Source organism: Rhizobium sp. 21-4511-3d (genome assembly GCF_053522545.1).
In genome coordinates, this window is sequence record NZ_JBNWCF010000004.1 from 284,431 (window position 1) to 297,315 (window position 12,885).

At 63.4% G+C, this 12,885-nt stretch carries 12 protein-coding genes; 6 read left to right on the forward strand and 6 right to left on the reverse strand.

Annotated elements, in window-relative coordinates:
• Nucleotides 1-4 precede the first annotated feature (4 nt).
• Nucleotides 5-2,095: an ADP-ribosylglycohydrolase family protein gene (locus ACQZ5H_RS12160; RefSeq protein ID WP_449097838.1), complete on the forward strand. Its 2,091-nt coding sequence runs from the start codon at nucleotides 5-7 to the stop codon at nucleotides 2,093-2,095.
• Nucleotides 2,096-2,105: 10 nt separating this feature from the next.
• Nucleotides 2,106-3,164 (forward strand): ABC transporter ATP-binding protein, encoded by a 1,059-nt coding sequence (locus ACQZ5H_RS12165; RefSeq protein WP_449097839.1) that lies wholly within the window; start codon nucleotides 2,106-2,108, stop codon nucleotides 3,162-3,164.
• A gap of 5 nt (nucleotides 3,165-3,169) precedes the next feature.
• Here ACQZ5H_RS12165 and ACQZ5H_RS12170 read toward each other — a convergent pair whose 3' ends face one another.
• Nucleotides 3,170-4,144, reverse strand: coding sequence for a glycoside hydrolase family 25 protein (locus ACQZ5H_RS12170; RefSeq protein WP_413712518.1), 975 nt, complete (start codon nucleotides 4,142-4,144; stop codon nucleotides 3,170-3,172).
• A gap of 454 nt (nucleotides 4,145-4,598) precedes the next feature.
• Between ACQZ5H_RS12170 and ACQZ5H_RS12175 the strand changes: the two genes are divergently transcribed.
• Entirely contained in the window at nucleotides 4,599-4,919 is a 321-nt protein-coding gene (locus ACQZ5H_RS12175; RefSeq protein ID WP_112712207.1) for a hypothetical protein, read from the forward strand.
• Nucleotides 4,920-4,923: 4 nt separating this feature from the next.
• On the opposite strand, the gene ACQZ5H_RS12180 is transcribed toward ACQZ5H_RS12175, so the two are convergent.
• Together ACQZ5H_RS12180 and ACQZ5H_RS12185 are read right to left on the reverse strand one after the other, a co-directional pair.
• The gene (locus ACQZ5H_RS12180; protein ID WP_449097840.1) at nucleotides 4,924-6,276 is read right to left on the reverse strand and encodes a sigma-54-dependent transcriptional regulator; all 1,353 of its coding nucleotides are present in this window, start codon (nucleotides 6,274-6,276) and stop codon (nucleotides 4,924-4,926) included.
• On the reverse strand, nucleotides 6,273-8,126 hold the full coding sequence (locus tag ACQZ5H_RS12185; protein ID WP_449097841.1) for a sensor histidine kinase: 1,854 nt from the start codon (nucleotides 8,124-8,126) through the stop codon (nucleotides 6,273-6,275). The genes ACQZ5H_RS12180 and ACQZ5H_RS12185 overlap by 4 nt, the downstream gene beginning before the upstream one ends.
• Before the next feature lie 221 nt (nucleotides 8,127-8,347).
• Here ACQZ5H_RS12185 and ACQZ5H_RS12190 point away from each other — a divergent pair, with 221 nt between their 5' ends.
• Nucleotides 8,348-9,673: a dicarboxylate/amino acid:cation symporter gene (locus ACQZ5H_RS12190; RefSeq protein ID WP_112712213.1), complete on the forward strand. Its 1,326-nt coding sequence runs from the start codon at nucleotides 8,348-8,350 to the stop codon at nucleotides 9,671-9,673.
• Nucleotides 9,674-9,743: 70 nt separating this feature from the next.
• Here the strand turns inward: ACQZ5H_RS12190 and ACQZ5H_RS12195 are convergent, their stop codons facing one another.
• Entirely contained in the window at nucleotides 9,744-10,355 is a 612-nt protein-coding gene (locus tag ACQZ5H_RS12195; RefSeq protein WP_449097842.1) for a TetR/AcrR family transcriptional regulator, read from the reverse strand.
• A gap of 99 nt (nucleotides 10,356-10,454) precedes the next feature.
• On the opposite strand from ACQZ5H_RS12195, the gene ACQZ5H_RS12200 reads away from it, so the two are divergent.
• Nucleotides 10,455-11,285 (forward strand): SDR family NAD(P)-dependent oxidoreductase, encoded by an 831-nt coding sequence (locus ACQZ5H_RS12200; RefSeq protein ID WP_449097843.1) that lies wholly within the window; start codon nucleotides 10,455-10,457, stop codon nucleotides 11,283-11,285.
• A 161-nt stretch (nucleotides 11,286-11,446) separates the two neighbouring features.
• Here ACQZ5H_RS12200 and ACQZ5H_RS12205 read toward each other — a convergent pair whose 3' ends face one another.
• Entirely contained in the window at nucleotides 11,447-11,845 is a 399-nt protein-coding gene (locus ACQZ5H_RS12205) for a hypothetical protein (protein ID WP_449097844.1), read from the reverse strand.
• Between ACQZ5H_RS12205 and ACQZ5H_RS12210 the strand changes: the two genes are divergently transcribed.
• Nucleotides 11,845-11,982, forward strand: a complete 138-nt coding sequence (locus ACQZ5H_RS12210; RefSeq protein ID WP_449097845.1) for a hypothetical protein — start codon at nucleotides 11,845-11,847, stop codon at nucleotides 11,980-11,982. The two genes, ACQZ5H_RS12205 and ACQZ5H_RS12210, sit on opposite strands and share 1 nt — an antisense overlap.
• Before the next feature lie 6 nt (nucleotides 11,983-11,988).
• On the opposite strand, the gene ACQZ5H_RS12215 is transcribed toward ACQZ5H_RS12210, so the two are convergent.
• Nucleotides 11,989-12,816, reverse strand: coding sequence for an endonuclease/exonuclease/phosphatase family protein (locus ACQZ5H_RS12215; protein WP_130283621.1), 828 nt, complete (start codon nucleotides 12,814-12,816; stop codon nucleotides 11,989-11,991).
• Nucleotides 12,817-12,885 lie beyond the last annotated feature (69 nt).

Sequence of the window (12,885 nt, forward strand, 5' to 3'; positions counted from 1 at the left end):
TCGCATGCCAATCCCCGCAGATTACACCAACCGCGTCTATGCCGGCGTTCTCGGCAAGCTGATCGGCGTCTATCTCGGCCGCCCCTTCGAGAACTGGCGCTACAAGGACATCCTCGAGAAGCTCGGTCCGATCACCTACTACGTCCACGACCGCCTCGGCGATCCGCTCGTCGTGACGGACGACGACGTCGCCGGCACCTTCACCTTCCCGCGCGCCCTCGACGATTACGGCATTTCGCCGGATCTCTCGGCCGAAGACATCGGCAAGGCCTGGCTGAACTACATCATCGAGGAACGCTCAATCCTCTGGTGGGGTGGCGCCGGCAATTCGACTGAACACACCGCCTGGCTCAACCTGCAGCGCGGCATCCCGGCTCCGGCATCCGGCTCGATCGAGGTCAATGGCGCGACCGTCGCCGAGCAGATCGGCGCACAGATCTTCATCGACGGCTGGGCTCTGGTTTCGCCGGGCAACCCGGCACAGGCCGCAAAGCTGGCGCGCGCTGCCGGTTCCGTCAGCCATGACGGCGAAGCCGTCAACGCCGCCGTGCTCTGGGCGGCGATGGAGGCGGAAGCCTTCGTCAGCAAGGATGTGAACCACCTGCTCGACACCGGCCTTGCCCATATCCCCAAGGACAGCCTGATCGCCAGGCTGGTCGGCGATATCCGCAACTGGACCTCCGGCAACGAGGACTGGGAAGCGACGCGCCAGAAGATCGAGGACAATTACGGCTACGACAAATATCCGGGCAACTGCCATGTCGTGCCGAACCACGCACTGATGATCATGGCGCTGCTGCATGCCCCGCACGATTTCCAGCGCGGCCAGATGATCGTCAACACCTCCGGCTGGGATACCGATTGCAACGCCGGCAACCTCGGATGCCTGCACGGGATCATGCTGGGTCTCGACGGCCTCGATGCCGGGCCGGACTGGCGCGGCCCCGTTGCCGACCGTCTCTACATGTCGACCGCAGATGGCGGCCGCTCGATCTCCGATGCCGCCGATATTTCGCTGTGGCTTGCCAATCTCGGGCGCAAGCTTGCGGGCGAGGCGGCAAAGCCGGCGCCGAAGAACGGTGCGAAATTCCACTTCGCGCTGCCGGGCTCCGTCCAGGGCTTCCGCCCGCAGGCCGGCCAGACGGCGCTCGACGGCCTCAAGGTCACCGGCACCGGTTCGGCTCTGGCGATCGACTATCTGGCGCTGGCGCCAGGCCGCGAGGCTGCGGCAACAACGCCAGTCTTCACGCCGCACGAAGTCACCAAGATGCGCACCTACGATCTGGTCGCCAGCCCGCGCATTCACGCCGGTCAGACGCTGCGCGCCACGCTTTCGGCCGAAGCCGGAAACAGCGGCACGGTCGAAGCCAAGCTCCGCATCCGCCACTATGACGGCAGCGACAATCTCGTCGATATCGACATGCCCTCGGGCAAGCTGCTCGGCCCCGGCGGCTCGGCGACGCTGGAATGGACCGTTCCGGCAACCGGCCACCAGCCGATCGCCGAAATCGGCATCGTACTGAGTGTCCCGCAGGGACGCGCCAACGGCCGCGTGCTCGTCGATACCGTCACCTGGGACGGTTGCCCGGATGTCACCTTCCGTCGTCCCGAAGACGGCGGCGATTTCTGGCGCCGCGCCTGGGTCAGCAACGTGCACTTCTTCTCGAAGAACTTCCCGCAGGATTTCCGCATCAGCCAGAACCGCGGCGAAGGCATGATCCTGCAGGGCACGCGCGACTGGACGGACTACGCAATCGAAGCCGACATGATGCTGCATCTCGGCGATCACGGCGGCCTGGTGATCCGCGCCGAAGGCCAGCGCCGCTACTATGCGGCCCAGGTGACGCGCCAGGGGCAGTTGCAGATCGTCTGCCGCAAGGACGAAAAGCAGACCGTGCTCGCCTCCGCGCCGCTTCGCGTCGAGTTCGAGACGCGCTTCACGATGAAGTTCTCGGCCAAGGGCGGCAAGCTTTCGGTGAAGGTCGGCGATACCGTGGTCGAGGCCAATGACCAGACCTTTGCCGGCGGTTCCGCCGGCCTGATCATCCACGAGGGCGCCCTGTCGGCCACGCGCATCCATATCGGCGCGGCATAAGGAGGACTTCATGGCAAGCGTCACGATCGACAAGGTCGCCAAGCGTTTCGGCAGCGCCGAGGTCATCCACGGCATCGACGCGGCGATCGGCGACGGCGAATTCGTCGTCCTCGTTGGGCCATCGGGCTGCGGAAAGTCCACCCTGCTTCGGATGATCGCCGGGCTGGAGGACATTTCGGGCGGCACGATCTCGATCGGCGGAAAGGTGGTCAACACCCTGCCGCCGAAGAGCCGCGACATCTCGATGGTCTTCCAGAACTATGCGCTCTACCCGCATATGACCGTCGAGGAAAACATGGCCTTCTCGCTGACGCTTGCTGGCGCCAGCAAGGCTGAGAAGCAGAAGAAGGTACGCGAGGCCGCTGAGATCCTCGGCCTGGAAAGCCTGCTGCAGCGCAAGCCGAAGGCGCTTTCCGGCGGCCAGCGCCAGCGCGTCGCCATGGGCCGCTCGATCGTCCGCAATCCGCAGGTCTTCCTGTTCGACGAGCCCCTCTCCAATCTCGATGCCAAGCTGCGCGTCCAGATGCGCGGTGAGATCAAGAGCCTGCACCGGCGTTTGGGAACGACGATGGTCTATGTGACGCATGACCAAGTCGAGGCGATGACCATGGCCGACCGTATCGTCGTCATGCAGGCCGGGCGCATCGAGCAGATCGGCACGCCGCTGGAGCTTTATGACCGGCCGGCCAATGCCTTCGTCGCCCAGTTCATCGGCTCGCCGGCGATGAACCTGTTCCCGGCAACCGTATCCGCCGGACAGCTGGTGCTGCAGGGCGGACAGGCTTCCGGTCTCACTGCGCCGGCCGGTGTGAAAGACGGCCAGAAGCTGCTCATCGGCAAGCGCCCCGAAGAAATCGCCCTCGGCCCGGAAGGGTCGCTCGAGGCCACCGTCGAGAATATTGAGCCGACCGGCTCCGAAACCTTCCTCGAGCTGAAGCTCGGCAGCCAGCTGGTCTCGGCGGTTCTGCGCGAGCGGCCTTGGTTCGAGGTCGGCAGCAGCCAGAAGCTGTCGCTATCGAAGGGTGCTATCCATGTCTTCGATGCCGATAGCGGCCAGCGGATCGGCTGACGGCGTCAGCGGCGTCCGTCGCCGGGGATCGCCGAGGTGATCAGCAGATCGGCGTCATATTGTTTGATATAGACGCCCGGAAGCTCGATCTTGGCGAGGATCAGCGGCGGATCCGGATCCTGCGGCGGCAACAGGCCGCCCTGGGCCCAGATCGCCTTCAGCTGGTCGCGCGGGACCGGAGCGAGATTGACGTCGATATCGGTCAGCGTTCCCGGCACGCGATAGGGACAGCGCCGCTTCGAGCAGTTCGCCGCCGAGGAGAACTGCCAGAGGAAATATTGCTGCCAGTTTCCCATCGGGAAGACGCCATCGACGCCGGGCTTGTAACGCGCATACCAGATCGGCAGCCGTGACAGGATGCGGTAGGTCTGCCGGTAGGCGGCGATATAGCGGGCGGTCACATGATTGGTGTAGAGGATCGGATAACGGCCGGTCCGGGCGCGGATGTGCCCCGCGAAGATCTGCGCATCGGCGAGCGACATATACTGCTCGCCATCGAGCCCTTCGAGATCGAGCACCATGAGATCGTCGGGGCCTGGCTCGGCATAGTCGAGGAAATGGTTTGCCTGGTCGATCGGATTGCCGGGCCGCGCCAGATGGTAGGCACCCCATAGCAGCCCGCTCTGCTTGGCGATGAATTTGCGCGTCTGGTAGAGCTCGCGGCTTACCGCATATTTGCGCCACATCGTCTTGCAATGGGCGGTCGTATCGCCGCGATGCTCGCCGCTGCAATCGAACACTTCAGGCAGGCCGTCCGATGCCTTGGAGATCACGCCGGCGATCCGCTTGTCGGTGAGCAGAGCCTGCCAGTCGATCGGGTTCATCTCATAGGCGTCGACGACAAGTGCCGCGTCGGGGCTGTTCCAGGGGGCCGGATCGCGGGCGCAGGCTCCGGAAGCGGCCAGCCAGAAGCAGGCCGCGATCAGATATGCAAACATCGATATATGCGACAGCCGCATCGATCGCCCTCTGCCTCGCATCATGTTTATATTAGCTGATTCTTGCGCGAAGCTGCGCAAGGCGTGGCGCATCGAGGCTGGCGGGTAGAACGCCTACCACTTTCGGCCAGATTGCCGATCGAGCCCCGCGCGAGCATATCCAACTGGCTATGGTGGGCAGGACAGATGACCGCCACCAAAGGCGGGGCCCGTTGAACCGGAATTCGGCGGGCCTCACTTCCTCAGCGCCCGAGCGCAACACGCGAATTGCGCACCGTCCATCCACCCGATCGCTCCCACATCCCGGCCCGCCACGAAAATTGCGTCACGGCAGTGTCACGCGACAGCCCGAATGCTTTGTGGTTATGTCCCGGCGCCGAGGGGCTGTGGGGGCCTCTCTCAATCCGAAAATCCGATGACGGGCTCGCCTTCGTATCGCGTGGCGGGCTCAAGACTTTTTTGTCGTGGCAGGGCAGTGCAGCGTGAGGAGGCACATATGTCCAGTACCAACGCCTTCATTACGGAACTGATCCGGGCTGCAAACCAGATCGACAGATTGAGCCATACCGATGCCCGGGGACTGATCCTCAGGGCCGTCACGATGATCCGCGACATGCGCACGCGGGTCGGCATGCCCAACAACAGCAGCTATGACACCGTGTTCGATCTCCTGAAGATCGCGTCATCGCCGGAGCGGCACCAGCTTTCGGAACTCGCCCGGGCACTGCTGATGGCGGCAGACATGCTGCGTACCCTCTATCTCGTGGTGGATAGCAGCCCCGAGATCACCGTGGCCGGGATCACGCAATCCCGGTGATGCCTCAGCGTTTATCTGCATAGTCGCTGCGGACGATGCCGTGGCGCTGCAGCTTGTCGTAGAAGGTCTTGCGGGGAATGCCGAGCGCCGCAATCGTCTGCTGCACATTGCCGCCGAAGGAGGTCAGCGTCTCCCGGATGATGCAGGCCTCGTAGCGGTCCAGCCGCTCCGGGAGCGGGGTCCCCTCGCCGGTAACCGGTTCGATCTCCGTAACCGGCTCCGGCGGCTGCATACCGAGCACCGCGCGTTCAGCGAAATGGGAGAGCTCGCGGACATTGCCCGGCCAGTCATGTTCCTTCAGATGCCGGGCAATGGCGGGTGTCAGCGATGGGATATCGCGCTCGAAGCGGCGGGCGGCGCGTTCGGCGAAATAGGTGAAGAGCAGCGGGATGTCGTCGCGCCGTTCGCGAAGCGGCGGGATCGCCAGCGTCACGACATTCAGCCGGTAATAGAGATCCTCGCGAAAGCTCTGGCGCTGCGAGGGATCGCCGAGATCCACCTTGGCGGCGGCGACGACACGCAGGTCGACCGGGCGGACCTCATTGGTGCCGAGCGGCGTCACCTGCCGCATCTCCAAGACGCGCAGCATCTGCACCTGTGTCGAAAGCGGCATGCTCTCGATCTCGTCGAGAAACAGCGTGCCGCCGCTCGAATGCTCGATGCGCCCGACGCGCTTCTTCTGCGCGCCGGTAAAGGCGCCCGGCTCATGGCCGAAGAGCTCGCTTTCGATGATCTGCTCCGGCAGCGCGCCGCAGTTCAGCGCCACGAAATTGCCCTTGGCGCGGCGGCTCCAGCCATGCAGCAGGCTCGCGACCACTTCCTTGCCGCTGCCGGTCTCGCCGGTGACGAGCACGTCGACATCGGTATCGGCGATCTGCCGCAGCATGTGGCGCAACCGTTCCATGACGGGCGTCTGGCCAATCAGCGGCATGCCCTGCTCCGCCTGCTGCGCAGCTTCCCGAAGGCTGCGATTTTCGATAACGAGCGCCCGCTTCTCGGCCGCCCGGCGCACGCATTGAACGAGACGCTCGGTCGCGAAGGGCTTGGCGATGAAATCATAGACGCCGTCCTGGATCGCCTTGACGGCCATCGGGATATCGCCGTGGCCGGTCATCAGGATGACCGGCAGTTCGTGATCCATCTGGCGGATGCGCTGAAACAGCTGCAAGCCGTCAAGGCCGGGCATCCTGATATCGGAGACGACCACGCCAGCGAAATTCCGCTCGATCCTGCCGAGCGCCTCGGCAGCCGACGAAAAACGGCTGACCTCGAAGCCCGCGAGCTCCAGCGTCTGGCCGGTCGCGCGCAGCAGATCCTTGTCGTCGTCGATCAGGAAGACCGGAGTTGCGCTGCTCATGTCGAAGCCTTCTTGAGATGGACGATGAAATGGGTACCGGCCGGGCCGCTCTCGACCTCGATACTGCCGCCATAATCCGAAACGATATCCTTGGAGATGACGAGGCCGAGGCCGAGGCCCTTTTCCTTGGAGGAGTTGAAGGGTTCGAACAGCGCCTCGAGAATATCGGAAGCAATGCCCGGTCCGTTATCGGCAACCGCTATGGCGATATCCTCGCCGGCGGCGGTCACGGCCACATCCACGCGCCCGCCATCCTGTGCCTCCACGGCTTCCAGCGCATTCTGGAAGAGGTTGATGAAGACCTGTTCCAGCCGCAGCCGGTTGCCCATCACACTCAGCCCTTCGGCGACGGGGGCGACGGCGAGCATATCCAGCCTGCCGGTGAAGCGGCTGCGGAGCAGCATCAAGGCACCCTCGATCACCTCACCGACAGCGACCGGCTCGGCCACCGCCCTGCCCCGCCGCGCGAGCGCCTTCAGATCCTCGGTGATGGTGCCGATCCGCTCGGTCAGGCCGGCGATCAGCTCGAGATTTTCAATCACCGGCGCCACCTGCTGGCGCTCCAGATAGACCTTCGAATTGTCGGCATAGGCGCGGATCGTTGCGACGGGCTGGTTGATCTCGTGAGCAACCCCGGCGGCGACCTGGCCGAGAATGGCAAGCCGGTTGGCCTGGACGAGATCCTGCTGCACGGACTGCAGACGCGCATCGGTCTCGCGATGCCTTACGATTTCGGCCTGAAGATTGTCGCGGGTCTCGCTGAGATCGCGCGTCCGCTCAGCAACCCGCCGCTCCAACTCCTCGCGTGCCGCCTCCTGGCGCACGATGGTCATCAATGCCGCCTCGCGGCGGCGCAGCCAGATGGCCGCAATGGCGATCGCCGTCAGAAGCACCAGCGCCGCGACTAGCAGAGCCTCGCGGATGGCCGCGGCCACCGGAATTTCGACCGGCAACAGGTACTCGAAAGTCCAGTTGGTCGAGGGCACCGGCGTCATGATCTTGAGATAGGTGGCGGCGCGGCCGCCTGGGAGAATGGCGCGGATCAACCCGGCATCGGCGCCGAATGCCTTCTCCTCCTGAAACGGCAGCGGCAGGAGCGGCGCATCGCCAAACTGCAGGCTTTCGCGGATCGCCGCGAGGCCATCGGGCGACAGCGCCTCCGTCGTCATGAACCGCCAGGAGGGAATGCTGGTGATCAGCACGACATTATGGTCATCGACGACGAAAGCGGGGCGTTGCGTATCGCTCCAGTCGCTCTCCAGTTGGTCGAATTCCATCTTGACGACGACGACGCCGAGCGGCGCAGAGGCCGGCCCGATGCGGTGCGAAATGTAGAGGCCGGGACGCTTGCTGACCGAGCCGAGTGCAAAATGCTCGGCCATGCCCTCGCGCATGCCGCGGGTGAAATAGTTGCGGAACGTGTAGTCGTTGCCGACGAAACTGGTCGCCTCGTGCCAGTTGCTCGCCGACACCGCGATGCCGTCGGCGCCGACGACATAGATCACCGCGGCGTTGGTGCCGTTGACCAGATCCTCGAGCTTGCGGCTCAGCGCATCCTTCTTCTCCGGCCCCGGCGTCGTCAGCGCATCCTCGACGTCGCGATCGCGCGACAGGAGCAAGGGCAGCGCTCGTGGCCGCTCCAGCACGGCCTGCAGCAGCGCCACTTTCAGGTTGGCATCGGTGCGCCCCTGCTGCTCCAGCGCGGCAAGCGCGGCCGAACGGCCGTAGATCGCGGCCGCAGTCAGCGCGGCTGCCGCGATCAAGGCCGAGATCAGCGCGAAGGCAATCCACGTCCGGCGAATGCCGAGCCGCAGGCGCGCTTCTTCAGTCCGTGGAAGAACAATAGACATCGCAGATATTGAGCATAAATCCGCACTTTCTTCAAATCAAATCGTGCGGAATTACGCACAATGCCTAGCCGCGCGTTTTATGACCAGACAGACAACGCAACAAAAACATGACGTTACCTGTCAGCATCGAGTTTGGCACGCCGATTGCTGTTTCCATAGCGATGAAACGCAATTCGCCCGGGAGAGCCAGGATCCCTTGGTTGGGCGACATGGAGGATAACATGGACATTGCACACCAGGACACGCAGCCGCGTGCACCACTGCCGTTCTACCGGCATCTCTACGTACAGGTCATCGCCGCCATCGTGGCCGGCATCCTGCTCGGTCACTTCTATCCGGATACCGGCACCGCGCTGAAGCCGCTCGGCGATGCCTTTATCAAGCTCGTGAAGATGATCATCGCACCCGTCATCTTCCTGACCGTCGCCACCGGCATTGCCGGCATGTCGGATCTGAAGAAGGTCGGCCGCGTCGCCGGCAAGGCGATGATCTACTTCCTCGTGTTCTCGACGCTGGCGCTTGCCGTCGGGATGCTGATCGCCAACGTTCTGCAGCCGGGCGCCGGCATGCATATCTCGGCCGCTTCGCTCGATGCCAATGCCGTCTCCAGCTACGCCAGCAAGGCGCATGACGCGACGATCACCGGCTTCCTGATGAACATCATTCCGGATACCATCGTCGGTGCCTTCGCGCAGGGCGATATCCTGCAGGTGCTGTTCTTCTCGGTGCTCTTCGGTATCGCGCTCGGCATGGTCGGCGACCGCGGCAAGCCGGTGCTTGATTTCCTCAACGCCCTGACCGCCCCGATCTTCCGCCTCGTCGCCATCCTGATGAAGGCCGCCCCAATCGGCGCATTCGGCGCCATGGCCTTCACCATCGGTAAATACGGTATCGGCTCGATCGCCAATCTCGCCTTCCTGATCGGCACCTTCTACGTAACGTCGCTGCTCTTCGTCATCGTCGTGCTCGGCGCGGTTGCCAAGTATAACGGTTTCTCGATCTTCGCGCTGATCCGCTACATCAAGGAAGAGCTGCTGCTGGTTCTCGGCACCTCCTCGTCGGAAGCTGCCCTTCCCGGCCTGATGCAGAAGATGGAACGCGCCGGCTGCAAGCGCTCGGTCGTCGGTCTCGTCATCCCGACCGGCTACTCGTTCAATCTCGACGGCACCAACATCTACATGACGCTGGCCGCCCTCTTCATCGCCCAGGCAACGGATACGCCGCTAAGCTTCGGTGACCAGATCCTGCTGCTGCTCGTGGCGATGCTGAGCTCCAAGGGTGCCGCAGGCATCACCGGCGCGGGCTTCATTACGCTGGCCGCGACGCTCTCCGTCGTTCCCTCGGTTCCGGTTGCCGGCATGGCACTGATCCTCGGCATCGACCGCTTCATGTCCGAATGCCGCGCGCTCACCAACTTCGTCGGCAATGCCGTTGCCACGATCGTCGTCGCCCGCTGGGAAAACGAACTGGACACGAAGATGCTCGCCAGCGCCCTTTCCGGCCAGATACCCGAAGAGCAGGTTCCTGCCCTGCAGGCGGCCGAATAGTTCCTCCCAAGGAAAGAGACCGCGGTCTCCGGAAGGCCCGCCGCTTGCGGCGGGTCTTTTTCGTTCCGGCCTATGCCGTCGTCAGGCCTGGCTGACGCTGAAGGAGATCAAAGCCCTCATCGATGTAGTGCGTAAGCGGATGCGCTGCGTCTGCCTGCCGCCAGTTCTCCTTGGCGAAGCGAAGGGTTCCCATGGCGATGATCGCCGCAAGCCGCAAGCCCGGCCGTCTCGCCGCGTCCGGCCATAGTTCGCACATCGCGTCTGCCAGCACATCTTCCATCTGAATGTGCAGCGCATCCTTGCGGAGCCGCAGTGTTTCCGTCGATCGCAGGATCCTGTCGGCGAGAATGGATTCCTTGCTCTCATATCTAGAAGCCAGAATGAGAAATGTCTTGCGAGCAGCCTCAAGCGGCGGCTGTTCCGGCGACTGCGCCAGAAATGTGGGCCGCAGCATGTCGGGGATGTCACCGCTTTCGTGGGCGAGAAGAACGTCCTCTTTCGACTTCAAGTACGAGAAGAACGTCCGGCGCGATATTCCCGACGCCGCCGCGATGGCATCCAGCGTCGTGGCCTCATAGCCGTTTTCCATGAACAGTTTCAGGCCGGTCTTGGCGATACGGTCGAGTGTCGACCTGCGTTTGCGCTCGCGCAAGCCGATGGGGGCGGTGTCAGCGGTTTCCATGACGACCACTCTTACCGCAAAAAAGGCGCTTGCCAAACTTGCACTCCGTGCGATATTTATTTTGCACTCAGTGCAATTAATTTAACGGAGAACAGCAGGATGACATCGCCCAAAGTTTGGTTCATTACCGGCGCGGCCCGGGGATTCGGACTTGTCTGGACCGAGGCCGCACTGCGGCGCGGTGACAAGGTCGCCGCCACCGCACGTGACACCACATCGCTCAACGATCTGGCGGCCACCTATGGCGACGCGGTCCTCATCCTGCCGCTCGATGTCACAGATCGCAGCGCCGTCTTCGACGCGGTCGGCAAGGCACATAGCCACTTCGGACGCCTCGACGTCGCGGTCAGCAATGCAGGCTACGGCTATTTCGGCGCCATTGAGGAGATCGAGCCTGAACAGGCCAGTGTCAATTTCGACACCAACCTGTTCGGCACGCTCTGGCTGATGCAAGCCGTCTTGCCGATCCTGCGCGCGCAGGTCAGCGGTCACATCATAACGGTATCGAGCATCGGCGGCGTGATCGGCTTCCCGACGGGCGGGACCTATACGGCAACCAAATTTGCGATCGAGGCCATGTCGGAAGGTCTGGCTGCAGAGGTCGCGGCATTCGGCATCAACGTCACGATCCTCGAACCCGGCCACTTCACCACAGGTTTCGGCTCATCGGCCCGCTCTGCGCCGGCCATCGAGGTCTATAATCCGATACGCCAAGCCATTCGCGCCTCGTTCAAACCTGAGGATTTTGGCGACCCGGAAGCCACCAGCGCGGCGCTCTTTCAAGCGGTCGACGCCGATAAACCGCCACTACGCCTGGCGCTCGGCAAGGGAACGATCACGAAGTTCAGATCGGCCTACGAGGCGCGACTGAGTAACTGGGCCCAGTGGGAAACCGTCACCAATGAAGCTCAGGGCAGCCCTGGCGTCTAGATCGCATACCCCGGCGATCGCTTGACGGTTTCCGGGGCGTGGCGTTCTCTACGGGTCGTTATCTCAAGTTGTGAGAGTGGAAAATGAAGCTGCTATTGCTTGGCGCGACGGGACTTGTCGGCAACAAGGCATTGGAGTTGGCGCTTGCCAACGCCGCAATCTCAGAGGTCATTGCGCCGGCAAGGACGCCGCTCCCGACCCGCGACCGGCTGCTGAATCCCGTTGCACCGCGTCTTGAGGAGCTTGTTCAAAGCTCCATCTCCCACCAGCCGGACGCGGTCCTGTGCGCTCTCGGCACCACGCAAGCCAAAGCCGGCTCGAAGGAGGCGTTTCGCTACGTCGACCACGAACTGCCGATTGCTTTCGGCAAGGCCGCATTTGACGCCGGTATCAAAACCTATGCGCTCGTGTCCGCCATGGGCGCTTCTGCGACATCCGTCAACTTCTACACGCGGACGAAAGGCGAGGTCGAACGGGACATCCAGAAGATCGGGTTTCAATCCCTGACGATCTGCAGGCCAAGCCTGATCGGCGGCGAGCGGAAAGAGCGGCGCTGGCATTGGTCCGGCTTCTGGCGCCGGTTCTGCCGAAGAAATTCCATCTCAATCCGGCGGAAGCGATTGCTGCCGCCGCGCTCGATGCGGTCATCGCCGCAAAGCCCGGCAACCACTTCATCTATGCCGAGCAAATGCGCTGAAAAAGCCTATGCCGTCGTCAGTTTTTCGATCTGCTGCAGATTGACGATCGCCTTGATCGGCAGGTGGTCCGAAGCGACGCGGGAGAGCGGTGTGTCATGCGCTTCGACTGTCGTCAGCACACCCTTTCGGTTCGCCATGATCCGGTCGAGCGCCAGGACAGGCAGACGCGCCGGGAAACTGGGAACGGCGGGCGGTTGCGGGCCGAAGGCCGACTGGAAGGTGTTGAGCGAGGAGCGGTCGCCCAGCCGCCACTCGTTGAGATCGCCGAGCAGGATGGTCGGCATCTCGTGGCGGTCGTTCATCAGTTCCACCAGCATCTGCGCCTGGCGGGCGCGTGAATGGCGCAGCAGCCCGAAATGGGCGGCGATGATGCGCAAGGCGCCGCCGCGTTCGAGTTCGATTTCGGCAACGAGGGCTCCGCGCGGCTCCAGTCCCGGCAGAACGATCTGGTGGACGTCGCGGACAAGCCCCTTCTTGAACAGCACAACATTGCCGTGCCAGCCATGCGCCTTCGCCATGCCGGAGACCGGCACCGGGATCAGCCCGGTCTCGCGCTCCAGGCGGGAGAGATCGAGAATGCCGGTCCGCTCCCCGAAACGGGTGTCGGCCTCCTGCAGGGCGATGACATCGGCATCGATCTCGTGGATGACGCGGCTCGTACGCTCAGGATCGAAGCGGCGGTCGACGCCGACGCATTTGTGGACATTGTAGGAGGCGATCAGCGTGCCCTCGGCGCGCGGACGCGCCTCGGCAAGCGCAGCGTCCAGCCGCTTCTTCCTGTTGCGGATCGAAGCGAGGATGTTAGCGGGGAGGCTGTCTTTTCTGGCATGCATCGGAGTGGGCATGGCTCCGTTGATCGAAAGTGGCTCTGGAAGGGATTATAGGCAGCACGCCGCGGGCGG